21 protein-coding genes and 1 rRNA gene are annotated in these 23,145 nt (G+C 63.8%); 7 read left to right on the top strand and 15 right to left on the bottom strand.

Translation table 11 applies throughout. The annotated features are described in order from the left end of the window. Positions 1-71: 71 nt before the first annotated feature. From ACFUOZ_RS00110 to ACFUOZ_RS00095, 4 genes are all read right to left on the bottom strand, one after another. Positions 72-728 (bottom strand): SMC-Scp complex subunit ScpB, encoded by a 657-nt coding sequence (locus ACFUOZ_RS00110; protein WP_377543435.1) that lies wholly within the window; start codon positions 726-728, stop codon positions 72-74. Beyond that, the gene (locus tag ACFUOZ_RS00105) at positions 721-1,605 is read right to left on the bottom strand and encodes a segregation and condensation protein A (RefSeq protein ID WP_377543433.1); all 885 of its coding nucleotides are present in this window, start codon (positions 1,603-1,605) and stop codon (positions 721-723) included. Before ACFUOZ_RS00105 ends, ACFUOZ_RS00110 begins: the two co-directional genes overlap by 8 nt. Before the next feature lie 6 nt (positions 1,606-1,611). Further along, positions 1,612-2,511, bottom strand: a complete 900-nt coding sequence (locus ACFUOZ_RS00100) for a ParA family protein (RefSeq protein WP_144662635.1) — start codon at positions 2,509-2,511, stop codon at positions 1,612-1,614. 254 nt (positions 2,512-2,765) lie between these two features. After that, positions 2,766-4,112: a cation:dicarboxylate symporter family transporter gene (locus ACFUOZ_RS00095; protein WP_377543431.1), complete on the bottom strand. Its 1,347-nt coding sequence runs from the start codon at positions 4,110-4,112 to the stop codon at positions 2,766-2,768. A 138-nt stretch (positions 4,113-4,250) separates the two neighbouring features. Here ACFUOZ_RS00095 and ACFUOZ_RS00090 point away from each other — a divergent pair, with 138 nt between their 5' ends. From ACFUOZ_RS00090 to ACFUOZ_RS00065, 6 genes are all read left to right on the top strand, one after another. Continuing rightward, a complete protein-coding gene (locus tag ACFUOZ_RS00090; protein WP_377544936.1) occupies positions 4,251-5,897 on the top strand; it encodes an ATP-binding protein in 1,647 nt (548 codons plus the stop codon). Then, a complete protein-coding gene (locus ACFUOZ_RS00085) occupies positions 5,894-6,607 on the top strand; it encodes a response regulator (protein ID WP_144662607.1) in 714 nt (237 codons plus the stop codon). The genes ACFUOZ_RS00090 and ACFUOZ_RS00085 overlap by 4 nt, the downstream gene beginning before the upstream one ends. A gap of 78 nt (positions 6,608-6,685) precedes the next feature. Next, positions 6,686-7,324, top strand: a complete 639-nt coding sequence (locus ACFUOZ_RS00080; RefSeq protein WP_377543429.1) for a GntR family transcriptional regulator — start codon at positions 6,686-6,688, stop codon at positions 7,322-7,324. Positions 7,325-7,334: 10 nt separating this feature from the next. Next, complete coding sequence (locus ACFUOZ_RS00075) at positions 7,335-8,855, top strand: MmgE/PrpD family protein (protein ID WP_377543427.1); 1,521 nt, start codon at positions 7,335-7,337, stop codon at positions 8,853-8,855. After that, positions 8,856-9,761, top strand: coding sequence for a methylisocitrate lyase (gene prpB, locus ACFUOZ_RS00070; protein WP_377543425.1), 906 nt, complete (start codon positions 8,856-8,858; stop codon positions 9,759-9,761). It begins immediately after the preceding gene. A gap of 77 nt (positions 9,762-9,838) precedes the next feature. After that, positions 9,839-10,978, top strand: coding sequence for a bifunctional 2-methylcitrate synthase/citrate synthase (locus ACFUOZ_RS00065; protein ID WP_377543423.1), 1,140 nt, complete (start codon positions 9,839-9,841; stop codon positions 10,976-10,978). A gap of 73 nt (positions 10,979-11,051) precedes the next feature. On the opposite strand, the gene ACFUOZ_RS00060 is transcribed toward ACFUOZ_RS00065, so the two are convergent. Next, a complete protein-coding gene (locus ACFUOZ_RS00060; RefSeq protein WP_377543421.1) occupies positions 11,052-11,549 on the bottom strand; it encodes an 8-oxo-dGTP diphosphatase in 498 nt (165 codons plus the stop codon). Positions 11,550-11,605: 56 nt separating this feature from the next. On the opposite strand from ACFUOZ_RS00060, the gene ACFUOZ_RS00055 reads away from it, so the two are divergent. Continuing rightward, on the top strand, positions 11,606-12,310 hold the full coding sequence (locus ACFUOZ_RS00055) for a hypothetical protein (protein ID WP_377543418.1): 705 nt from the start codon (positions 11,606-11,608) through the stop codon (positions 12,308-12,310). A 17-nt stretch (positions 12,311-12,327) separates the two neighbouring features. On the opposite strand, the gene xerD is transcribed toward ACFUOZ_RS00055, so the two are convergent. The 10 genes from xerD to rrf all read right to left on the bottom strand — a co-directional run bounded on the left by xerD (position 12,328) and on the right by rrf (position 22,968). Then, on the bottom strand, positions 12,328-13,287 hold the full coding sequence (gene xerD, locus ACFUOZ_RS00050; protein WP_377544934.1) for a site-specific tyrosine recombinase XerD: 960 nt from the start codon (positions 13,285-13,287) through the stop codon (positions 12,328-12,330). Between the two features lie 2 nt (positions 13,288-13,289). Beyond that, a complete protein-coding gene (locus tag ACFUOZ_RS00045; RefSeq protein ID WP_262278110.1) occupies positions 13,290-13,952 on the bottom strand; it encodes an NUDIX hydrolase in 663 nt (220 codons plus the stop codon). 29 nt (positions 13,953-13,981) lie between these two features. Continuing rightward, the gene (locus tag ACFUOZ_RS00040; protein ID WP_377543415.1) at positions 13,982-15,727 is read right to left on the bottom strand and encodes a CTP synthase; all 1,746 of its coding nucleotides are present in this window, start codon (positions 15,725-15,727) and stop codon (positions 13,982-13,984) included. Positions 15,728-15,871: 144 nt separating this feature from the next. Further along, positions 15,872-17,611 carry a DNA repair protein RecN gene (gene recN, locus ACFUOZ_RS00035; RefSeq protein WP_377543412.1) on the bottom strand — a complete coding sequence of 580 codons (1,740 nt, stop codon included), beginning with the start codon at positions 17,609-17,611 and terminating at the stop codon, positions 15,872-15,874. 3 nt (positions 17,612-17,614) lie between these two features. Next, positions 17,615-18,646, bottom strand: a complete 1,032-nt coding sequence (locus ACFUOZ_RS00030; protein ID WP_377543410.1) for an NAD kinase — start codon at positions 18,644-18,646, stop codon at positions 17,615-17,617. Positions 18,647-18,659: 13 nt separating this feature from the next. Next, positions 18,660-19,472 (bottom strand): TlyA family RNA methyltransferase, encoded by an 813-nt coding sequence (locus ACFUOZ_RS00025; RefSeq protein WP_377543408.1) that lies wholly within the window; start codon positions 19,470-19,472, stop codon positions 18,660-18,662. 3 nt (positions 19,473-19,475) lie between these two features. Next, a complete protein-coding gene (locus tag ACFUOZ_RS00020; RefSeq protein ID WP_377543405.1) occupies positions 19,476-19,730 on the bottom strand; it encodes a hypothetical protein in 255 nt (84 codons plus the stop codon). 9 nt (positions 19,731-19,739) lie between these two features. Further along, positions 19,740-20,726, bottom strand: a complete 987-nt coding sequence (locus ACFUOZ_RS00015; RefSeq protein WP_377543403.1) for an HAD-IIA family hydrolase — start codon at positions 20,724-20,726, stop codon at positions 19,740-19,742. After that, positions 20,719-22,575, bottom strand: a complete 1,857-nt coding sequence (locus ACFUOZ_RS00010) for a hypothetical protein (protein ID WP_377543400.1) — start codon at positions 22,573-22,575, stop codon at positions 20,719-20,721. The genes ACFUOZ_RS00015 and ACFUOZ_RS00010 overlap by 8 nt, the downstream gene beginning before the upstream one ends. 276 nt (positions 22,576-22,851) lie before the next feature. Continuing rightward, a 5S ribosomal RNA gene (gene rrf, locus ACFUOZ_RS00005) occupies positions 22,852-22,968 on the bottom strand. Positions 22,969-23,145: the final 177 nt, after the last annotated feature.

Below are 23,145 nucleotides of genomic sequence, written 5' to 3'. Positions count from 1 at the left end.
TTGCTGCGCACCTTGCTAAGGTGCCCTGAATCAGTATGAAGTTGTATCGCACAGCCCGCAGGAGCACGCGGCTACATCCGGCTTGCGTCGTAGTACTCGTCAATTCCTTCCAGGCCTGGAAGGTGCGGCGAGAGCTGTGGCAGTTCAGCCACCGATCCAATGCCCATTCGTTCCAGGAAATACGAGGTGGTCCGGTACAAGAGAGCCCCCGATTCGGGATCCGTTCCGGAGTCCTCGATCAAACCCCTCTGGGTGAGGGTCCTGACCACAGAATCGACATTGACGCCGCGAATGGCGGAAACCCGGGCCCTGGAGACCGGCTGCCGGTAGGCAATGACCGCCAGGGTTTCAAGCGCTGCCTGAGTAAGCCTGGTGGTCTGCCCCTCGAGGACGAACCTGCCCACGATGTCGGCAAAATCCGACCGTGAATAGATCCGCCACCCGCCGGCGACGTTCCGCAATTCAAAACCCCGGGGTGCAGTGCTGGAACCGGCAAAGCCGACAGCATCCACGTCCGGGGCTTTAACAGTATAGCCGCTATACTCCCGCTGCAGGTCCTCCAGCAAATCCTCGACGACGGCGACCGTTACGTTAAGGCCTGCGGCCAGCTCTTCGGACGTGGCGGGCTGGTCAATGACCATCAGTACGGCTTCCAAGGCAGCCCGGGCACCGCCGGGCAGCTCTTCCAGCTCCGCCAGCCCGTCTTGGGCTCCTGATTCTTCATTCATTACTGCCGGCCTCATATTCTTCGCTCCAGGTTGAGCTGTCCCACCCGGCATCGTCGCCGGTCCAGCGCACCATCAACTCACCCAACGGTTGGGGCTGTTCGAAGGCCACCACCCTGTCGCGGAACATTTCCAACAGGGCCAGGAACCGCGCCACCACCACCAAAGTGGTCTCCGCATCCCCGATCAGGACTTGGAAAGACAGGGGCGCTCCGAGCTTCAGCCGGTGTCCCATGATGCCGGCCTGCTCCTTGACGCTGACCGGTGGGGCGTGAAGGTGGCCCAGGCCCACTTCGGCAGGAGCCTCGTCCTTGGGCTTGAGCGCTTTGGCCGCCAACTCGCCGAATTGCTCGGGGGTGTGCCGCCATACGAGCTCGGGAAGCATCGCTGCAAAGTGTGCCTCCAGGGCCACCTGCCTGGGGTACCTCCGGCCTTCCTGCTCCAGGGTTTCGCCCATGATTGCGGCGACCTGCTTGAAGGCTTTGTACTGCAGGAGGCGGGCAAACAAGAGATCCCTTGCTTCCAGGAGCGCGATGTCCTCGGCGTCCTCCACCTCTCCCGCGGGCAGGAGACGCGCTGCCTTCAGGTCAAGCAACGTCGCGGCAATCACCAGGAATTCACTGGCCTCATCGAGCGCCCAGTCCTCCCCCAGTTCCTGGAGACGGCGGATGTACTTGATGAACTCATCGGTGACAGTAGCCAACGCCACTTCGGTGATGTCCAGTTTGTGCTTGGAAATCAGGCCCAGCAGGAGGTCGAACGGGCCGGTGAAGTTGGCCAGCCGGACTTCAAAGCCCGCTTTGGGCGCCTCCGAGGATCCGGCGTCGGGCGTTTCCCCATCGGCCGCTGTTTCCGGAGCCGGGGCGAAAGACAGTCCCACTGTCCGTTAGGGCGCGCCGCCGCGCGAGATAAGTTCCTTGGCCAGACGGCGGTAGGCGTCAGCACCGATGTGGTTGCCGGCGTAGCTGGTGATCGGCTCGGCGGCCACCGTGGCGTCCGCGAACTTGATGGAGCGCTTGATGACCGTCTCGAAGACCTTGTCGCCAAAAGCCTCCACCAATCGGGAGATCACTTCACGGCTGTGGAGGGTGCGGGCGTCGTACATGGTGGCCAGGACACCGTCCACCTGCAGGCGCGGGTTCAAGCGGTCCTGGACTTTCTCGATGGTTTCCACCAGGAGGGCCACGGCGCGCAGGGCAAAGAACTCACAGATCAACGGGATGATCACACCGTGGGCTGCCGTGAGCGCATTGACGGTCAACAAGCCCAACGACGGCTGGCAGTCAATGAGGACGACGTCGTAGTCGTCTTCAACGTTCTTGAGTGCGCGATCCAGGACCTGCTCCCGGGCGACCTCATTAACGAGCTGCACTTCCGCGGCGGAGAGGTCGATGTTGGCCGGAAGGAGGTCCACGCCTTCCACCCCGGTCTGCTGGATGGCGTCGCGGATGTTCACCTTGCGGTCCATCAGGACGTTGTAGACGGTGAGGTCAAGTTCATGAGGATTGGCCCCGAGCCCCGCCGACAAAGCACCCTGCGGGTCGAAGTCCACCAGCAGGACACGCCGGCCGTACTCTGCGAGCGCAGCCGCGAGGTTGATGGTGGACGTTGTTTTACCAACCCCACCTTTTTGGTTGACCATTGCGATGACCCGCGCCGGGCCATGGGAGGCAAGCGGGGCAGGTTCCGGGAATTCGCGGTGAGGGCGGCCCGTGGGCCCCATGACGGCGTCTTCCAGATCGAGCCCAGCGCCTTCCAGCGTAGCTGTTCCCCGTTCGATGCTCACGTATCTAACCACTCTTTCGACGACGATCTTCCCTGCCGCTGCGCCCCCTGGCCACAGCATTACTACTCCTTCAGGCTACAGCCCCCGACACGGTTATTCGGGGAACTTGACTTTGTCCCATGTTTGAGCCTTGACCCTCTAGTTGAGGTCGAAGGTTCGGTGAAAGTTTCCATCTCCGGGAAAGGAAACGACGAAGGCCGGCACATGGGGAGTGCCGGCCTTCGTCGTCCGTGAGCGCCTTGGGGCAGGGACCGCTAAACGGTCGCCTTCGCGCGGGTTTCGGGCTCGGTGTCGGCCTCCGCGTCACCGCCGTGGGCGATCATCGTCTGCTCGTCGAACGGCTCGCTTCCGGACAGGACACGCTCGATCTGGCCGTTGTCGATCTCCTTGACCCAGGTACCGATGAGCACCGTGGCAACCGCGTTGCCGGTGAAGTTGGTCAGGGCCCGGGCTTCAGACATGAAGCGGTCGATTCCCACGATCATGCCTACCCCACCAAGGAGTTCGGGCTTGTGTGCCTGGAGCCCGGCGGCGAGGGTGGCCAGTCCGGCACCCGTGACGCCTGCGGCGCCCTTGGACGCGATGATCATGAACACCAGCAGGGAGATCTGCGCGCCGAGGTCAAGCGGAGTGCCCATGGCGTTGGCGACGAACAGTGAAGCCATGGTCAGGTAAATGGCGGTGCCGTCCAGGTTGAAGGAGTAGCCCGTGGGAACGGTGACGCCTACGACCGGCTTGGAGACGCCCAGGTGTTCCATCTTGGCGATCAGGCGCGGAAGTGCTGCCTCAGAGGAGGAAGTGGAGAAGATCAGCAGGTATTCGCGCGCCAGGTACTTCATGAGGCGGAAGATGTTGACGCCGGCGACTGCACGGAGCAGGGTCCCCAGGATCACCACGATGAACAGCGCACAGGTGATGTAGAAGGCCACCATCAAGGTGAACATGCTCAGGATTGCCTGGGCGCCGGTTGCACCCACGACGGCTGCAATGGCACCAAAGGCGCCGACCGGGGCCAGCCACATGATCATGATCAGAATACGGAAGACCAGGCGCTGGCCGTGGCCGATGGCGTTCAGGATGGGCTGGCCCTGCTTGCCCATCTTCTGGAGGGCGAATCCGACCAGGATGGCTGCGAGCAGCGTGGGCAGGACGGGGATGTCACCGGGGATGATGCCGAGGAGGAAGTCCACGGTGCTGTCCGTGGCCGCCTTCTTGTTGGGATCGTACGGGGTCAGCTTCAGGCCTTCACCGGGGTGGATGAGGTTACCGACCACCAGGCCGATGGCGAGCGCGAAGGTGGACATGGCCACGAAGTAACCCAGCGCCAGGCCTCCGACCTTGCCGACCGTTGCGGCCTTCGCGATGGAACCGATGCCCAGCACGATAGTGCAGAAGATCACCGGGGCGATCATCATCTTGATCAGTTTGATGAAACCGTCCCCCAACGGCTTGAGTGACTTTCCGACCTCCGGGAACACGAGTCCAACGACAGCGCCGAGCACTACGGCCAGGATGACCGCGATGTACAGGTAATGCGACTTGTCGAGTCCCTTGCGTCCACTTTTGGCAGCTACTGCCGACTCTCCTCGTTGAGAGGTCATGGGATTCTCCTTCTGGATACTGTGTAAGGCGCTGCGGTCCTGCACTGATGTCCAATCCGCTGCCCTTGTGTGATATCCATCATTGAGCCGTGGGTGACATACATCACCGTTGCGGTCATATTGGTCATGGAGGTCCTTGTGTTTCACAACTGGAGCATTGCCCGCCGATTGTTTGTGGCAAACCTGCTGTTCGTCCTGGTGATGACGGCGGTCTTTGGGACCTTTTCCGTGGTGGAGGCCAGGGACAGGGCCTACGACAATGCCGGCGGCCGGATGCTGGCTCTTGCCACGTCCATCGCCAACAACCCGCTGGTGCTCGACGCTGCCGCAACTGCCAACCCCTCGGAAGTCCTGCAGCCCTACGCTCTGAAGGTCATGCACGACGCTGACGCAGACTTCATTACGATCATGGCCCCGGACCGCACCCGGTGGACCCACCCCAAGACCGAGGAACTGGGCAAGCCATACATCGGCACCATCGACCCTGCGCTGCGGGGAGAAACCTTCACTGAAGTCACTGCCGGAACATTGGGCCCCTCGGTCCGCACTATTGCACCTGTCAGGGCTCCGGATGGTTCCATCAAAGCTTTGGTCGCCGCCGGAGTCACGGTGCGTACGGTGGACACCGATGTGGCTGACCGCCTGGGCGTCATTGGCAGCATTGCCCTGGTGGTGTTGGCTTTTGGGTCTTTCGCAGCATGGCTGCTGGGACGCTACCTGCGTTCAGTCACCCGCGGCTGGGGGCCGGAGCAGTTGGCGCAATTGTTCGCCTACTACGAATCAGTCCTGCACTCGGTGCGCGAAGGCGTGATACTCGTCGATACACGCGGCAAAGCCGTGATGTACAACGACCAAGCGGCGGAGTTGCTGGGTTTGGAACCCTCCGACGCCGACCGCTCACCTGAGGCCGCCCCCAAGCTGACGGAGCTTCCTTTCGACGGGAGCTTGCGGACACTTTTTGAATCCGGCCGGCCCGCCCACGACGAGATCCACCTCACCGGCTCCCGTATTTTGGTGGTCAACCAGGCCCCGGCCATCGGTCCGGTGCCCGCGCGCAGCCGGCAGAAACCGGCGGTCTACGGCACGGTGGCGACCATCAGGGACCGCACGGAAATCGAGTCGCTGGGCACCGAACTGCAGACTATGAAAACGCTCTCGGATGCCCTGCGCGCCCAGACCCATGAACATGCCAACCGGCTGCACATGATTGTTTCCTTGCTGGAACTCGGCCGCACCCCGCAGGCCCTCGACTTTGCCACCAAGGACCTGGAGTTGAGCCAACAACTCACCGATGACATGGTGGCGTCGGTGGACGAACCCGTGATGAGCGCGTTGGTGATGGGCAAGGCAGCCGAGGCGCACGAGCGTGGCGTGGAACTGGTGGTCCGAACCTCGGGCAGCGGCGGCGTCCGGGGGCTGGAGATCCAGGATCTCGTCACCATCCTGGGAAACCTGCTGGACAATGCGATCGACGCCGCGGCTGCCGGCGATTTCCCGAGGCAGGTTGAGTTGGAGGTCGACGCCGGTGCTTCCGCCGTCGAATTCACGGTCCGCGATTCGGGCGGAGGCATCGATCCGTCGTCGATCGACGACGTACTGCAGTATGGATTCAGCACAAAGTCCCCCGATGGCACCTCCGGCAGCGCCCATGGCCGGGGCGTGGGCCTGGCCTTGGTGCGGCAAGCCGTCCAGCGTCTCAACGGTACGATGACCATCAGCAATCCCGGCGGCGCGCAGTTCCATGTTGTGCTGCCCGCGCCCGCTCCCGAGGAAGAGAAAGCATGACAGAGATCCGCGTCCTGGTTGTCGAGGACGAGCCCATAGCATCGGATGCACATTCGGTCTACGTGGGCCGTTTGGACGGGTTCACCCTGGTGGGAACAGCGCCGGATGGACAATCGGCGCTGCGAATCCTCGGCGAGTTCGCGGCCTCGGGCTCCCCTGTTGACCTGGTCCTGCTGGACATGAACCTTCCAGACTTGCACGGCCTTGATGTCGCACGCCGGATGCGCTCTGCGGGCGTCTTTGCCGACATCATCGCCATCACCGCTGTGCGCGAACTGAACATCGTCCGCAGCGCCGTCTCCATCGGCGTCGTGCAGTACCTCATCAAGCCCTTCACGTACGCAACGTTTGCCGACAAGCTCCGCAGCTACAGGACCTTCCGGGAACAGCTGGCAGGTTCACTGTCCGGGATCTCCAAGGCAGGCGCGTCGCAAAGCGATGTGGACCAGGCGTTCGCCAGCCTCCGCGCTCCGACGGAACTGCCGCTGCCCAAAGGCCTTTCCGGCTCGACGTTGGAAGCAGTGAAGGACCTGGTGCGGGCGCGGCAGGATGCTGTCTCCGCCAGCGAAGTCATGGACGCACTGGGCATGTCCAGGGTCACGGCCCGAAGGTACCTGGAGTACCTTGCCGACGCCGGGACAGTAACCAGGGCGCCCCGCTACGGCACTCCCGGCCGGCCGGAGAACGAGTACGGCTGGAACCGGAACTAAATGCGGCGAATGTATACATAACCCCGCGGAAATTGAAAAACACTGGCCTCAAGCAGGCTGCATGTATACACTGGAGGCATGCGCGCCAGTGATCGGGCTTACACGGCCCTTCGTGATGACATCCTTGAATGGCGCCTGCCGCCGGGTACGGTCCTCGCCGAAGTGGAACAATCCGAACGGCTTGGCGTCTCTCGAACCCCGGTCCGGGAGGCACTGGGCCGACTCACCGCTGAAGGCTTGACGGTGGCGGGCGGCCGGGGCGTCGTCGTCACCGATATCTCCCTCGACAGCATCGACGAATTGTTCGAACTGCGGGAAACCCTGGAAGTCAGGGCCGCTGCCCTCGCGGCACAGCGTGGCGAACCGGGCATCTTTGCCCGCTTGCAGGCGCAACTGCTGCAGGCCCCCGGACTGATCAGCGACGACGATCCCGCCCGCCATGAGTACTACGACCTCGTGGGGCGGCTGGACGAGGCCATCGACGCCGCCGTCTCCAATTCCTACCTCGCCAACGCCATGCGTGGCCTGCGGGTCCACTTGGTCCGCGTCCGCCGTATGGCCGCCGACGATTCAGCCAGGCTCCACGCTGCCGCCGCTGAGCATGCGGCCATCGCCGAGGCCATCGCCGCGGGCAATCCGCGATTGGCCGAAGCGGCCACGATGGTTCACCTGCACCGCAGCCTCACCCACCTCAAAGCCACCCACACCCCTGCCTAGAAGGAGCATCATGGTCAAGAACAACCACGTCCGCGTCTACAAGAGCGAAGAGAACCTCCCCCGCGAGGAACAGTTGGCCCACAAGATCGCCGAGGTCGCTGCCGACCCCGTAGCAGTGACGGCCGAGGTCACGGACATGGTGATCAACCGGATCATCGACAACGCCTCCGTGGCCATCGCCTCGTTGAACCGGGCACCGATCGTTGCGGCCCGGGCCCAGGCCCTCACCCACGCACCTAGCGCCAACGGCAAGGGCGCCTCGGTGTTCGGTATCAGCGAGCAGGTCTCCCCGGAATGGGCTGCCTGGGCAAACGGTGTGGCGGTGCGTGAACTGGATTACCACGACACCTTCCTGGCTGCGGACTACTCCCACCCCGGGGATAACATCCCGCCGATCCTGGCCGTCGCTCAGCACGTCGGTTCCAACGGTGCCGACCTCGTCCGGGCCATCGCTACCGGCTACGAGATCCAGGTCAACCTGGTCAAGGCCATCTGCCTGCACAAGCACAAAATCGACCACGTGGCCCACCTTGGCCCCTCCGCCGCTGCCGGCATCGGCACGCTCCTTGGCCTGGACGTGGAGACGATCTTCCAGTCCGTCGGACAGGCCCTGCACACCACCACCGCCACCCGGCAGTCCCGTAAGGGCGAGATCTCCACCTGGAAAGCCCACGCCCCGGCGTTCGCAGGCAAGATGGCCGTCGAAGCCGTGGACCGTGCCATGCGCGGACAGACCTCCCCCGTGCCGATCTACGAAGGCGAAGACGGTGTCATCGCCTGGATGCTGGACGGTCCCGAGGCTTCCTACGAGGTACCGCTGCCGCTTCCCGGTGAGGCCAAGCGCGCCATCCTGGACACCTACACCAAGGAACACTCCGCCGAATACCAGGCGCAGGCGTGGATCGACCTCGCCCGCAAACTGCACCGCGAACACCCCGAAACCACGGACCCGGCCAACGTGGCCTCGGTGCTGATCAAGACCAGCCACCACACCCACTACGTCATCGGCTCCGGCGCCAACGATCCCCAGAAGTACTCCCCCACAGCCTCGCGTGAAACCCTGGACCACTCCATCCCCTACATCTTCACCGTCGCACTGCAGGATGGCGCCTGGCACCACGTTCACTCCTACGCCCCCGAACGCGCTGCCCGCCCGGACACCGTGGAACTCTGGCACAAGGTCACCACGGTCGAGGACCCGGAGTGGACCCGCCGCTACCACTCACTGGACATCGCGGAGAAGGCCTTCGGCGGTTCCGTGGAGATCACCCTCACGGACGGCACGGTCATCACCGATGAGATCGCCGTAGCCGACGCTCACCCCCTCGGTGCCCGGCCTTTCGCCCGCGAGCAATACATCAACAAGTTCCGCACCCTCGCCGCCGGTGTGGTTGAGGAGGCCGAAATCGAAAGGTTCCTCGCCGCCGTCGAACGCGTCACTGAACTTGGAGCCGGTGAACTGGACCAGCTCAACATCACCGCCGCCCCCGGCGTGATCGACCTTCAGGCAGCTCCGAAGGGACTGTTCTAAATGCTGTACTCCGCAACCACGCCCGAGCAGAAAAGGCTGCGCCTGAGGGAGCTGCTCGGCTCCGGAACCGTGCAGCAGTTTCCCGGTGCGTTCAACCCGCTCTCGGCCCGGCTCATTGAGGAGAAGGGCTTCGCCGGTGTCTACATCTCCGGCGCAGTCCTGGCCAACGATCTCGGCCTGCCCGACATCGGCCTGACCACCCTCACCGAAGTCGCCACAAGGGCCGGACAGATCGCCCGCATGACCGAGCTGCCCTCAATCGTGGACGCCGACACCGGATTCGGCGAGCCAATGAACGTGGCACGCACCATCCAAGAACTTGAAAACGCGGGCCTGGCCGGCTGCCATATCGAGGACCAGTTCAACCCCAAACGCTGCGGGCACCTGGACGGCAAGAACGTCGTCGACGTCGACACCGCCGCCAAGCGCATCCGCGCAGCAGCCGACGCGCGGCGGGACCCGAACTTCCTCATCATGGCCCGCACCGACATCCGCGCCGTCGATGGCCTGCAGGCCGCCCAGGAGCGCGCGAAAGCACTCGTGGACGCCGGCGCGGACGCGATCTTCCCCGAAGCCATGCGTGACTTGAGCGAGTTCCAAGCCATCCGCGACGCCGTCGACGTACCGATCCTGGCCAACATGACCGAGTTCGGCAAAAGCGAACTCTTCACAGTGGACCAACTCCAGAGTGTGGGCGTGAACATGGTCATCTACCCTGTCACGCTCCTCCGCATTGCCATGGGCGCTGCAGAGCGTACTCTGGAATCGATCAAGGCTGAGGGGACCCAGGAAGCGCACGTGGCCAAGATGCTAACGCGTGCGCGCCTCTACGAACTCGTCGACTACGAGGCATACAACCAATTCGATACCGGCGTTTTCAACTTCCAGGTTCCTGGCGTCCGCTAGGTTCCGGATTCATCAAGGGGAACGCGGGTCCGCCGAAATTTCCAGGCGCACCCGCACTACGAACGAAGGAGTTCAACATGGCAGATGTTGACATCAAAAAGGGCCTTGCCGGAGTCGTGGTGGACTACACCGCCGTCTCGAAGGTCAATCCGGAGACCAACTCCCTGCTGTACCGCGGGTACCCGGTCCAGGAACTGGCCGCCAAATGCAGTTTCGAAGAGGTGGCCTACCTGCTGTGGAACGGGGAGCTGCCGGACGGGAAGCAGCTGGAAGAATTCACTGCCCGCGAGCGCGCGGGCCGCGCCCTGGATCCGGTGGTGAAGCAAGTGGTTGACGCCCTGCCCACTACCGCCCACCCCATGGATGTTTGCCGGACCGCCGCTTCCGTGCTCGGTGCCCGGCATGAATTGGCAGAGGACTCCTCTCCTGAGGCCAACATGAAGAAGGCCATCGACCTCTGGGCGGCCATGCCCGCCGTGGTGGCGTACGATCAGCGCCGCCGTCGTGGACAGGAGCCTGTGGAACCCCGCGATGACCTTGGGTACTCGGCCAACTTCCTCTGGATGACCTTCGGCGAAGAGCCCGTGGACGAGGTCGTGGAGGCTTTCAACGTCTCGATGATCCTCTACGCCGAGCACTCGTTCAATGCCTCGACGTTCACCGCCCGTGTTGTCACCTCCACCCTGGCGGACCTGCATTCAGCCGTTACCGCCGCCATCGGAGCGCTGAAGGGTCCCTTGCACGGTGGTGCCAACGAGGCCGTCATGCACACGTTTGACGAGATCGGCATCCGCACCGAGGAATCACTTGAGGAAGCGGCTTCCCGGGCCAGGACGTGGATGGAAGATGCCCTGGCCCACAAGAAGAAGGTCATGGGCTTCGGGCACCGCGTCTATAAGCACGGTGATTCGCGCGTCCCCACCATGAAGGCTGCCCTGGACAAGATGATCGCCCACTACGGGCGGCCGGAACTCCTGGGCCTCTACAACGGTTTGGAGCAGGCCATGGACGAGGCCAAGGCCATCAAGCCGAACCTCGACTACCCGGCAGGGCCCACCTACCACCTCATGGGCTTCGACACGCAGACGTTCACCCCGCTGTTCGTCGCCAGCCGCATCACCGGCTGGACAGCCCACGTCATGGAGCAGCTCGCCTCGAACTCGCTGATCCGCCCGCTGAGCGAATACAACGGTCCGGAAGAGCGGCACGTTCCCTAACGCTTCCGGACACAACGCGGAAAGAACGACGGCGGGCTGGTCACCGACAGGCGACCAGCCCGCCGTCGTTGTTTCAGCGCCCGGGTTCCACCCACTCCACGGTGTGCACGTCGGCCACGTTCTCGTTATCCGCGGCCAGGTCCACCCGCACGGCAATACGCCGGCCGGAGATCATGGCCGGCAACCAATGCTCGGCATCTGCCCACATCCGTTCCACCGGCAGCTGGAGGACGGGGAACCACGCGGGTGCGATCTCCTCACTTTCAGACGGTTCCCCGACCCACGAACGCGTCAGGAACACCGTGGTGGCCATGTTCCATTCGGGTCTGGCCGGAAACACGAAGTCGACTGTCCCCGCGGGCACCAGGTCGGCTTCCTCCACCACGACGTTGATTTCCTCCATGACCTCCCGGCATGCCGCCTCGGAGGCGGTCTCCCCTACCTCCACATGTCCACCGACGCCCACCACTTTGCCCCGACCGAACCCGGTCTTCTTGGTTCCGAGAAGGACATGCTCGCCGTCGGATCCGGTCCGGAGCAGGAAGCACAAGGTCACATGGGCTGCTGTCATGCTGCCTACCTTAACCTGATCTCCCTTGCCGCAGCGGCCATTGCTACAGTGACCCCATGAGTGAAGCTGGGGGTGACGCGGGCGCCAGTGTGGCAACTCCCGCCAAGAGCACGACGGATGCGGACAGTTGGCTGCCACGATGGCTGGTTGCGCATCCGCTCTACGCGGGATGGGCGTGGACCCTGCTGTGGGCCGGGCTCATTGTCCTGGACGAAGTGCTCGATGTGGCCGGCTGGACCTGGTACCTGCTGGTTTTATTGGCGGCACTGCCAACCTTGGTTTCGACCCTGGTGGTGTTGCATGCGACGCCTCGAAGCCACCTCCGTGCGGTGGACGCGACGGTACTGGGCCACTTCTTCGTGCGGTTCCTGGCGCTGGTGGCCGCCTTCATGGTGTGGGCGGTTTCGGTGGTGATGAGCGCTTCCATCTCCACCACGGTCCAGTCGGTGGTGGGCGACTCGGAAAAGGAAGTCACCGCCCTGGGCTTCAACCTCATGGTGGCGGTGGTTCCCCTGGTGCTCTCGGTTTTGTGGATGGCCTTCATTGTGCGCTGTGCCTGGTTCCTTCGCCGCTTGAGGGGCTGGCGCCAAGTCCCGGTCAAGACGCGTGTTCCCAAGAAGTTCCTGCGTGGACGCCCCCGGCTGAAGCGCGTGGTAGTCGGGCTGGCGCATCCTGGGCTGCTGCTGGTGGCGGGTCTGGGAACGTCGCTGCTGGCCATTTCCGTGGACGCGGTTGAGCTCACGCTGAACGTTCTGGAATAGCTCTCAAGAGGTGGGGACTAGCCCAAGGCCCGGGGGTGGGCGGCCGCATAGACCTCACGCAGGGTATCGGCGGTAACCAGCGTGTACACCTGGGTGGTGGTCACAGAGGCGTGACCGAGCAGTTCCTGCACCACCCTGACGTCCGCTCCACCTTCGAGCAAGTGCGTGGCGAAGGAGTGCCTGAGCGTGTGTGGCGATACATCCTTGCTGATGTTCGCCCGCTCCGCGGCCGTCTTCAGGATGGTCCACGCGCTCTGCCTGCTGATACGGCCGCCCCTGGCATTGAGGAACAGCGCCGGCGTTCCCTTTCCCTTGGAGGCCAACAGCGGACGGCCCCGCACAACATAGGCCCCGACGGCGCGCGCACCGTAGGAGCCCAGCGGCACCAAACGCTCCTTGGAACCTTTTCCAAACAGCCTGACGATGGCCGGCCCGGCTCCCGGGTCCGCCAAAGAGACGTCGTCCACGTCCAAGCCCACGGCCTCGCTGATGCGGGCACCGGTGGAGTAGAGGAATTCCAGAAGGGCCCGGTCGCGCAGCCCCGTGGCCGTGTCCGAGCCCGCAGCTTCCAGGATGCGTGTCACTTCACCGACGCTGATGGCTTTGGGAAGCCGCTTGCCCGGCATGGGCGGGTGGACATCGCTGGCGGGGTCCGCCGTCGTGGTCCCTTCCAGAGCCCAGAACTTGTGGAGGCCGCGGACGGCGACCACAGTGCGTGCCGCCGAACGGACGCCCAGGGCCGCTCCGCCGTCGGATCCGTCCGACAAGGCCTGGACAAAGGCTGTCACGTGGTGCCGTGTGATGTCCCCCGGCCGCTCCGCACCCTGGGCGGCCAGGAAGTTGGCATAGCGTGCCAGGTCGCGGCGGTACGCGGCCAAGGTGTTTGCCGCGAGGCCCCGCTCCACCCCGACGTGCTGCAGGTAGTCCGTGACTGCACGGTCAATCCCGTTGAGCGGCCGGGTCGCCGCCTCTGCCATGCTCAGCGCTGGCTCGGATGTGCCGGCCACGGCGCATTGGCAGGACGGAGGCTGGTGAATCCATCGGCCTTCGCAGCTGCGGCCGCCAGGATGCCCAGGACGGCCGAGGGGTTGTGCAGACGGCCTTCAAGAACTGCCTTGACTGCTTCTTCGAGCGGGACCCAGTGAAGTTCGATCTCCGCCTCTTCGTCCGTGCGGACATGGCGGTCAGCTTCCGGAACATCCTTAAGCCCGCGGGCAAGGTAAATGCGGACAGCCTCGCTGGAGGAGCCGGGCGAATTGAAGAAGTCGACCAGGACGTTCCACGTTGCCGCCGTGAGGTCGGCTTCCTCCGCGAGTTCCCGGGCCGCACCGACGACGAAATCCTCGCCCTCGACGTCCAACAGACCAGCGGGAATTTCCCACAGGTCCATGCCCACGGGGTGACGGTACTGCTTCAGCAGCAGGATTTCCCCGTCAACGTTCATGGGCAGCACGGCAACCGCGCCGGGGTGGTCGATGTAGTCACGCACCAGCGTGTCCGTGCCTTCGCTGAGCTGGAACGAGTCACTGACAACGTCCCAGATCCGGCCTTCGTACACCTTGCTGGTAGACAAAAGACGGCGCGGGCTCGGCATGTCCGAAACCTGCCTTGATGTGCGGGGGGTTTCAGAAATACCGGGCATCGCGCCGTCCTTCGTTAGTGCTTGCGTAGTTACTTCGCTGCTACCGTGCGGGCGCCGGTCTTGGTAGCCACGGGGCTGCCTTCACGACGTTCCAGGGCAGCCTTGACCAAACCTGCGAACAGCGGGTGCGGCCGCGTGGGGCGGGAGCTGAGCTCCGGGTGCGCCTGCGTTGCCACGTAGTACGGGTGGACTTCACGGGGAAGCTCCACGTACTCCACCAGCTTGCCGTCAGGAGAGGTACCGGAAAAGACCAGGCCCTCTGCGGCGATCTGCTCGCGGTACTTGTTGTTGACCTCATAGCGGTGGCGGTGACGCTCGCTGACCGTGGTGGTGCCATAGGTTTCGGCAATGACCGAGCCTTCGTCGAGCTTGGCTTCGTAGAGGCCCAGGCGCATGGTGCCGCCCAGGTCTCCCTTGCCCTCAACGATGTCCAGCTGCTCTTCCATGGTGGCGATGACCGGGTACTTGGAGTCGGGCTCGAACTCGCTGGAGGAAGCTCCTTCAAGGCCAACTACGTTGCGGGCGTACTCGATCACCATGCACTGCAGGCCAAGGCACAGGCCAAGGACGGGGAGCTTGGATTCACGGGCAAACTTCAAAGCACCCAGCTTGCCTTCGAGGCCGCGGATACCGAAGCCACCGGGAACACAGATTGCGTCGACGTCGGCCAGGGCCTTGGTGGCACCGGCCAGGGTCTCGCACTCATCCGAGGGAACCCAGCGGATCTTGACCTTGGCTTCGTTGGCGAAGCCACCGGCACGAAGGGCCTCAGTCACGGAGAGGTACGCGTCCGGAAGGTCGATGTACTTACCAACCAGGGCGATCTCAACGTGGTGCTTCGGGTTGTGGACGGCTTCGAGCAGCTTGTCCCACTTGGTCCAGTCGACATCCTTGAACGGCAGGTCCAGTGCCCGCACGATGTAGGAGTCCAGGCCCTGGGAATGCAGGGTCTTGGGAATGTCGTAGATGCTCGGGGCGTCGGCAGCGTTGACCACGGCGTCGATGTCGACGTCGCACATGCGGCCGATCTTCTCGCGCATGGCATCAGGGACTTCGCGGTCCGAACGGATCACGATGGCCTCGGGCTGGATACCGATCGAGCGCAGTGCAGCAACGGAGTGCTGGGTTGGCTTGGTCTTCAGTTCCTGGGAAGGACCGATGTACGGAACCAGGGAAACGTGCAGGAAGAAGACGTTGTTGCGGCCGACGTCCTGTCGGACCTGGCGTGCCGACTCAAGGAACGGCTGGGATTCGATGTCACCTACGGTGCCGCCGATTTCCGTGATGATGACGTCCGGGGCGTTCTTGCCTTCTGCGGGCAGACGCATGCGGCGCTTGATTTCATCGGTGATGTGCGGGATGACCTGGACGGTGTCTCCGAGGTATTCGCCGCGGCGTTCCTTGGCGATCACGGTGGAGTACACCTGGCCCGTTGTCACGTTGGCCGAACCTTCGAGGTTCTCATCGAGGAATCGCTCGTAGTGTCCGATGTCGAGGTCGGTTTCGGCGCCGTCATCGGTGACGAATACTTCGCCGTGCTGGAAGGGGTTCATCGTGCCCGGATCCACGTTCAGATATGGATCGAGCTTCTGCATTGTTACAGACAAACCGCGTGCCCGCAGGAGGTGGCCGAGGCTGGAAGCCGTCAGACCCTTACCGAGCGAGGACGCCACACCACCGGTGACGAAGATGTGTTTGGTCGTCTTGGACGAGCCCGGGAACCGGGAATTTACACGGGAATTTGATCGCTGCACCACGGAATTCGAGCTTATCATCAATTACGCCTTCCAAGCGTCCGGTTCGGATTCCCCAAATGGTCAATAGTTGCCCAGGACCGCGATCCAATCAAGACCAGGGGGGCCAAAAAGTGTTGATGTGATGGTGCTCGCACTTTCAATTCCGCTCCACTGCTCCAGCGGTCAAGCGCGCTGCGGAAGGAGCTTGGCGTCGTCCAACAACTCCTGCGCGTGGGCCTGTGCCGACTCCGAGTCCTCCTGACCGGCCAGCATGCGTGCCAGTTCCTTGACGCGTTCGTCTTCGCTGAGCAGCTGCACATCGCTGGAGGTGAACCCTGTGGCCGTCTTCCCGTCCGAACCACGCACCGATGTTTTGGTGACACGGATGTGCTGATCGGCGAAGGCAGCAACCTGTGGCAGGTGGGTTACCACCAGCACCTGGACGTGACGGGCCAGCATGGCCAGGCGGCGCCCGATTTCGACGGCGGCACGGCCACCCACGCCTGCATCCACCTCATCGAAGACAAACGTTGGAACGGGATCCACAGCCGCGAGGACAACTTCGATGGCGAGCATGACGCGGGAAAGTTCACCTCCCGAGGCTCCCTTGCCCAGGGGGCGTGCGGGAGCGCCGGAGTGCGGCTGGAGGAGGAAGGCGATCTCGTCGGTCCCCCAGGGCCCCAGGAGATCGCTGCTTTCGACCTCGATCACCAGGGTTGCGTCCGCCATGGCCAGTGCCTTCAGCTCGGCACTGACGCGCCCGGACAGATCCTTGGCCGCCCTCGAACGCGCCTTGCTGATGGACGCGGCGAGTTTGCGGAGCGTCGCCTCCGTGGAAGCTACCTCGGCGTCCAGGGACTCGATCCGGCTGGAATCGTCCTGCAGTTCATCCAGCCTTTTCCTTGCAGCGGCAGCCCACTCCAGCACCTCATCGATGCTGGGGGCGTACTTGCGGATCAGCTTGGCCAGGGCGGCCCGGCGCTCTTCGATTTCGGAGAGCCGTTCCGGACCGTCTGTGTCCAGGGCGGCTTGGTAACTGGAAAGCTCAGCAGCAATGTCATTGAGGAGGAAGCCGACTTCGGCCAACCTGGCCGCGGCGGCTCCAAGGGTTTCGTCGTGCTCGGCCACATGCTCAAGCGTCCGCTTTGCCGCATCCACCATGGAGGTGGCATCTCCGGATTCACCGAATTCCTCGGCGATGAGAGACTCGTGCGCCGAAGCAGCGGCAATACGCAGTTCCTCGACATTGGCGAGTTTGACCGCCTCCGCCTTGAGGGTCTCGTCCTCGCCGGGTTGAGGGTCTATCTCATCGATCTCCGTCAGGGCAGCGTCCAGCGACTCTGCCTCCCGCAGCCGCTCGCGGGCCTCATTCCGCAGGGTCTCCAGTTCGGTTTGGATCGCCTTCCAGTGCCGGTAGAGGTCCTGGTACTCCCCCAGGGGCTTCGCCAAAGAGGCGCCCGCGAAGCGATCCAACGCGTGACGCTGTGCAGCGGCGCCTTTCAAGCGGATCTGGTCCGTTTGTCCGTGCACCACCACCAGGCTCTCGCCCAGTTCGGCAAGGACGCCTACTGGTGCGGTCCTGCCACCAACGTAAGCACGGCTGCGGCCATCCGCGCCGACGGTGCGGGCCAGCAGGAGCTCGGCCACGCCGTCGTACTCTTCCGCGTCGCCGCCCGCTTCGCGGGTGCGTTCCACGGCGCTGTGGGCGGGATCGAGCTTCAAGACCGCCTCGGCTGAGGCGGACTTGGCGCCGTTGCGCACGGCGCCGGCATCCGAACGGGCACCCAGGAGAAGCCCGACGGCGGTGACCACCATGGTCTTGCCGGCGCCGGTTTCGCCAGTGACAACGCTCAGCCCCGGCCCCAGAGGCAGGGCGGCGTCGGTGATGACGCCGAGGTCACGGATTCGGAGTTCTTCAAGCATGCTTCACTTCGCATTCGTGGGTTCGGAGGGGTCACCGTCCCGGGGAGCATTGACATCCCGCGGGCTCGGCAAAGGCGCCGGTGACAGGGTTCTGATGACCGGGATGGGACCCGTGTGGACTTCGCCGCTACGTGGGGCCGGGCCTCGCCATCCGTGGATGGGAAGTTCAAACTTCCGGACCAACCTGGCCGAGAACGGGGTCTTGTGGGTCCGTGCGAGCCGAACCGGCGTTGCGGAGCGGGTTACCTCCACCCGTGCCCCGGGAGGCAGGTCCACTGACCGCCGCCCGTCGCACCAAAGAACGCCCTGGGCATCGGTCCGGTTCATGATTTCGACCGCGAGCTTGGATCGCGGGGAAACCACCAAAGGCTTGGCGAAGAGCGCATGCGCACTGATGGGGACGATCACCAACGCCTCAACCTCAGGCCACACCACAGGTCCGCCCGAGGAAAAAGCGTAGGCCGTGGACCCCGTCGGGGTAGCCATCACCACGCCGTCGCAGCCGAAGGAGGTCAACGGACGTTCATCGACTTCGGTGACGAGTTCAAGCATCCGCTCACGGTTGGCCTTTTCGATGGCGGCCTCGTTCAACGCCCATGTGTGCCAGATCTTCTGGCCCTTGATCCAGACCTGGACGTCGATGGTCATGCGTTCTTCCACCGTGTACTGGCGGCTCGCGATCCACTCCACCGTCTGGGCGAGGTCGGCCCGCTCGCTCTCGGCCAGGAAGCCCACGTGGCCCAGATTGACGCCGAGCAGCGGGACATCAACCTCTCGGACCAGTTCAGCAGCACGCAGGATGGTGCCGTCACCACCGAGGACCATGACCAGTTCCACGTCCTCGAGGCTGACGTGGTCGTTCAAAATCTCAATGGGTGTGTCCAAAGCGCCGAAAAAGCGTTCGATATCGGCAAGTTCAGACTTCTGCAGCACAGGAACCAAACCTGACGAGTGCAATTGCGTACAGGCATCCCATGCAGCGCGGAGCGATTCCTCCCGCCCAGTGTGGGCAAGGACAAGTACACGCCTGCTCATCGGGTTCTGCTTTCTAGTGGTTCGGCCAGAGGTTCTTCAACAAGGCAGCTACGTGCTGGTCCCGCTCTTCGATCTTAGGCAACGCGGCCGACATCCTGCGCGTCATCCACAGGAAGTATTCAACATTTCCGTCCTGGCCCGGCAATGGGCTGGCCGCCAGGCCCCGGAGATCCAGCCCCGATTCAACCGCAGCGTGGGCCACCTGGGCAACCGCCCGGCGTCGTTCATTCTCGGAGGAAACCACGCCGGTGCGGCTCAGCCGCTCCTTGCCGACCTCGAACTGTGGCTTGACCATCAGCAGCAGATCCCCGCCGGGTTCCGTGCAGGCCGCCAAGGGTGCAAGCACTAAAGTCAGGGAGATAAAGGACAAGTCCGCCACCGTGAGCCGGGCCGGGCCGCCGATCTGCTCCGGAGTCATATACCGGACGTTGAGTCCTTCATGGACGTCAACCCTGGGATCCTCACGCAGTTGTGGAACCAGCTGGCCGTGGCCAACATCCACCGCCACTACGCTCGACGCGCCCTGCCGAAGCAGCACGTCCGTAAACCCACCCGTGGAGGCACCGGCGTCGAGGCACCGCTTCCCGGGAACCACGACGGCGGGAAAGGCCTTGAGCGCGCCAGCCAGCTTATGACCTGCGCGGCTGACGTAAATGTCCTCCAAGTGCGCTTGGACGGTCAGCTCAGTGCCGGCATCGACCTGGAGCGCTGATTTTGCCAGGACCGATCCGCCGGAGGAAACCTTGCCGTCGCTGATCAATTTCGCGGCATGGGTCCGGGACCTCGCCAACCCTCGGGTGACCAGTTCCTGATCGAGTCGTGCCATGGATCAGTTGTTGCCTTCCGGAGGTTGGGGGCTGGCTTGGATTGTCGGGAGGCCCGGTTCGGAATCCAAGGCCTCCAACAACGAATCGTGGATCCGGGTGTAAAGCTCCCCGTGCTCTTCCAAGGGAACATCGGGAACACTGTCCAGGACGCCGAGTGCCTTGTCCACCAGGGCATCACCTGTAGCGTTTGCCGGCTCAGGCCATTGCACCTTGCTGTCGTCCGGCTCCGGTGTGGAGAATTCGTTGGGCTCGGTCATCACACCAGTCTAGTGAGTACGCCATTCCACCTGCGGCGCTGTCGCTTCCGCGGCGTCGGGAACGGCCGCCCACCAGGCAGCGCAGGCCGCGCGCCAAGCGTCAAGGTCGTCCTCGTGCCCGATCACAGTCACCGTGCCGTCCACGGCGGAAGCCGAAGCAGCACCACAACGGAATTTGCCGCCGTCGTCCGTGATGACCGGGTACGGGGCGTACAGGCCTTCCAGGTCCGCGAGCAGGTAGTCAGGGCGTTCATCGGTCCGCGCCGCCAGGATGGTACTGGTGGTATCAACGCCGGTTAGCACGGCCGCCGTCGCGAATCCCGCGCGGTTGCCTCCGAGGATGTCCGTGTCGAGGCGGTCACCGACCACCAGCGGACGTTCGGAGTTAAGCCGCTTGGCTGCTGCATGGAACAGGGGCGCCTCCGGCTTCCCGGCGACGAGGGGGGTCTTGCCGGTTGCCGCTGCCACGGCTGCCACGAGCGTCCCATTGCCCGGCGCAATGCCGCGTGCTTGCGGGATCGACATGTCCGTGTTGGTGGCGAACCACTTGGCACCACCGGCCACAACATACGAGGCTTCCGCAAGATCCTTCCAGCCGATCTCAGGATTGAATCCCTGGACGACTGCAACAGGCGCCTCGGCCGCGCTGTGGACGGGCTTGAGTCCCACAAGTTCGATCTCGTGGGCCAACGCCGCGCTGCCAGTAATCAAAACCGGCGCTCCCGCAGGCAGCATGGAAGCAAGGAGCTCCCCTGCCGCCTGCGATGAACTCACCACTTGATGGTCCTCCGCCGGGGCACCCAACTCGCGCAGGTGCGCCGCGACCTGGGCCGGGGTCCTGGAGGCATTGTTGGTCACGTACCCGAGGCCCACCCCCACCGAGTCCAGCCGTTGCAAGGCTTCGACAGCGCCGGGGATGGCGTGCGGTCCCGCGTAGACCACGCCATCCAGATCGGAGAGGACAGCATCAAAGGATGAGATCAGTGAATCAGCCATGCCGGGTGTCAGTGCCCTCGTTGTCTGCTTCTTCTGCTTCTTCGTCGTCTTCGGCAGAGTCAATGTCCGACTCGGCGTCATCGGACTCAAAGTAGTCCGACTCGGCGTCATCGAGTTCAACGTCATCGTGGGCTACGTCTGCCGCGGCAGCTTCCGCGATGACCGTTTCGGCTTCAGGCTGCACGACGTCGGACTCCGGGGCCGGCTTCTGGAAGCGCGGCTTACGCGCGGCTTCTTCTTCCTGCTCGTCCCAACCAAGGTCAAGAATTTCAGGCTCGGCAAATTCTCCGACGCCCAAAGCGTTCTCGGCGACCACGGCCTGGCGGGCCCACTTGTCCGCCTCCTCCGTACGGCCCACAGCGTTCAAAGCTTCAGCGTAAGCGCGGAAGAGCCGGGGGCTGTAGGAGAAAGCCCGGTTGATATCCAGCTGCGGGATCTCGAGCTCGCTGACAGCTGCTTCAAGCTGGTTAAGGTCGGCCCGGGCACCGGAAGCCACAATCGCCAACTCCACCTTGCCCGGGGCATCCAGATCCTGGGCTTCAGGAGAACGCACCATATCCAAGGCACGGTCAGGACGGCCAAGGCCACGCTCACAATCAGCCATCACCGGCAGGTGGACGTTGGATCCACTGATGCGGCGGTAGGTCCGGAATTCGCGCAGGGCCTCGCCGTAGTGTCCGGCAGCGTAGGCGGTGAGACCTACTGCCTCACGGACTGCGGAGAGACGGCCTCCACGACGGCTGGCAGCGAGGGCGTGTTGGAAGGCCAGCTCCGGTTCTATGTCGATCAAGCGGCCGGCCATGACCAGGTGCTTGGCGACCCAGCCGGCACTCTGCTCTTCGAGGGTCTTGATCTGGTGGCCTGTGGCACGGTCCAGTTCCTTACCCGTGACATCCTCGTCGATCTCGGGAGAACGTTCGCGGTCGGGACGGTTCGAGCTGCGGATGTCCTTGGCGTTGGGAACACGGGCGGGGCGTTCTTCCCAGGAGTTGCCGCGGTCATTGCCGAAGGAACGGCGGTCGCCGTCACGGGCCGGACGATCTGCGCGGTCACCTCGCTCACCGAAGGGTTTACGGTCGTTATTGAAGGGCCTGCGGTCATTGCTGTCGCGGCGGGGACCATCGAAGTTCCGCGGACCACGCTCGGGACGGTCACCGAACGGCTTGCGGTCACCGCGGTCGTTACGGTCACCGCCGTACGAACGGCGCTCACCATCACGGGCCGGACGATCCGCGCGGTCACCGAAAGGCTTGCGGTCGTTGTTGAAGGGCCTGCGGTCGTTGTTATCGCGGCGGGGACCATCGAAGTTCCGCGGACCACGCTCGGGACGGTCACCAAACGACTTACGGTCACCGAATGGCTTACGGTCACCGCGATCGCTGCCGAACGAACGCCGGTCACCGTCACGGGCCGGACGATCTGCGCGGTCGCCGCGATCACCGAAGGGCTTGCGGTCGTTGCTGAAAGGCCTGCGGTCACCACGATCGTTGCGGTCGCCGCGGTCACTGCCAAACGATCGGCGCTCACCGTCACGGGCCGGACGATCTGCGCGGTCGCCGCGATCACCGAAGGGCTTGCGGTCGTTGCTGTCGCGGCGGGGACCATCGAAGTTCCGGGCACCTCGCTCGGGACGGTCGCCGAACGGCTTGCGATCGCCACGGTCATTACCGAACGACCGGCGCTCACCGTCACGGGAAGGACGATCATTGCCATCCCGGTTTTCCCTGGAACGGAAGCCCCTGGGGTCCCCTCCGGAATTGTTGTTGGCGCGGAAAGACCCGCGGCCGTCCCTGTTACCGCCGAAGTTTCCGCGATTGCCGCCGCGATTGCCGCCGTTGTGCTCAGCCATGGTGGATTCCTCCTGTTGCGAGCCGACCACTGGCGCGTGCGTAGTCGCTCATAACCCTTATTTCGTTGTCACGCCGCCGGCGGCTCTGAACCGCCGACTCGTATGTCTTATGCAATTCTATTCGACGCCGCCACAGCCACGAACCTCAGAGAGCCCTTTGGGGGCGCCCCGTGGCAAGTCTCACAAGGGCTTGGGCTCCTTGCCTGGCCGCTTCCAGAACTGGTTGTTAAAGTCGAAAGGCCCCAACCGTCGTGGTTGGGGCCTTTCTGAATGTGTGTCCGGCGGTGTCCTACTCTCCCACACCCTCCCGGGTGCAGTACCATCGGCGCTGTGGGTCTTAGCTTCCGGGTTCGGAATGGGACCGGGCGTTTCCCCCACGCTATGACCGCCGTAACCTTGTTACCCGTCCCCCGCCGTTGGTGGTGGGGGTGGGAAGACTTGTGTGGTTACAACATTGTGGTGTTGTTATTTAGTTGTTGGTTCCTGTGACAACTGGTGGGTTGTTGGTTGGGAACCACATAGTGGACGCGTGCAGTGTGTTGTGTGTGGTGTAAGTTGTTGGCCTATTAG

Origin of the sequence: Paenarthrobacter sp. NPDC057355, from assembly GCF_042667405.1 — a bacterium.
Lineage (GTDB): Bacteria > Actinomycetota > Actinomycetes > Actinomycetales > Micrococcaceae > Arthrobacter.
Note: the sequence above shows the minus strand (reverse complement) of the source record. Positions and strands in the feature narration are given on the sequence as shown.

Coding starts and splice junctions, on each gene's coding strand:
- ACFUOZ_RS00110 (WP_377543435.1), bottom strand. CDS start 728: ATGAATGAAGAATCAGGAGCCCAAGACGGGCTGGCGGAGCTGGAAGAG.
- ACFUOZ_RS00095 (WP_377543431.1), bottom strand. CDS start 4,112: ATGACCTCTCAACGAGGAGAGTCGGCAGTAGCTGCCAAAAGTGGACGC.
- ACFUOZ_RS00085 (WP_144662607.1), top strand. CDS start 5,894: ATGACAGAGATCCGCGTCCTGGTTGTCGAGGACGAGCCCATAGCATCG.
- ACFUOZ_RS00080 (WP_377543429.1), top strand. CDS start 6,686: ATGCGCGCCAGTGATCGGGCTTACACGGCCCTTCGTGATGACATCCTT.
- ACFUOZ_RS00075 (WP_377543427.1), top strand. CDS start 7,335: ATGGTCAAGAACAACCACGTCCGCGTCTACAAGAGCGAAGAGAACCTC.
- prpB (WP_377543425.1), top strand. CDS start 8,856: ATGCTGTACTCCGCAACCACGCCCGAGCAGAAAAGGCTGCGCCTGAGG.
- ACFUOZ_RS00065 (WP_377543423.1), top strand. CDS start 9,839: ATGGCAGATGTTGACATCAAAAAGGGCCTTGCCGGAGTCGTGGTGGAC.
- ACFUOZ_RS00060 (WP_377543421.1), bottom strand. CDS start 11,549: ATGACAGCAGCCCATGTGACCTTGTGCTTCCTGCTCCGGACCGGATCC.
- ACFUOZ_RS00055 (WP_377543418.1), top strand. CDS start 11,606: ATGAGTGAAGCTGGGGGTGACGCGGGCGCCAGTGTGGCAACTCCCGCC.
- xerD (WP_377544934.1), bottom strand. CDS start 13,287: ATGGCAGAGGCGGCGACCCGGCCGCTCAACGGGATTGACCGTGCAGTC.
- ACFUOZ_RS00045 (WP_262278110.1), bottom strand. CDS start 13,952: ATGCCCGGTATTTCTGAAACCCCCCGCACATCAAGGCAGGTTTCGGAC.
- ACFUOZ_RS00040 (WP_377543415.1), bottom strand. CDS start 15,727: ATGATAAGCTCGAATTCCGTGGTGCAGCGATCAAATTCCCGTGTAAAT.
- recN (WP_377543412.1), bottom strand. CDS start 17,611: ATGCTTGAAGAACTCCGAATCCGTGACCTCGGCGTCATCACCGACGCC.
- ACFUOZ_RS00030 (WP_377543410.1), bottom strand. CDS start 18,646: ATGAGCAGGCGTGTACTTGTCCTTGCCCACACTGGGCGGGAGGAATCG.
- ACFUOZ_RS00025 (WP_377543408.1), bottom strand. CDS start 19,472: ATGGCACGACTCGATCAGGAACTGGTCACCCGAGGGTTGGCGAGGTCC.
- ACFUOZ_RS00020 (WP_377543405.1), bottom strand. CDS start 19,730: ATGACCGAGCCCAACGAATTCTCCACACCGGAGCCGGACGACAGCAAG.
- ACFUOZ_RS00015 (WP_377543403.1), bottom strand. CDS start 20,726: ATGGCTGATTCACTGATCTCATCCTTTGATGCTGTCCTCTCCGATCTG.
- ACFUOZ_RS00010 (WP_377543400.1), bottom strand. CDS start 22,575: ATGGCTGAGCACAACGGCGGCAATCGCGGCGGCAATCGCGGAAACTTC.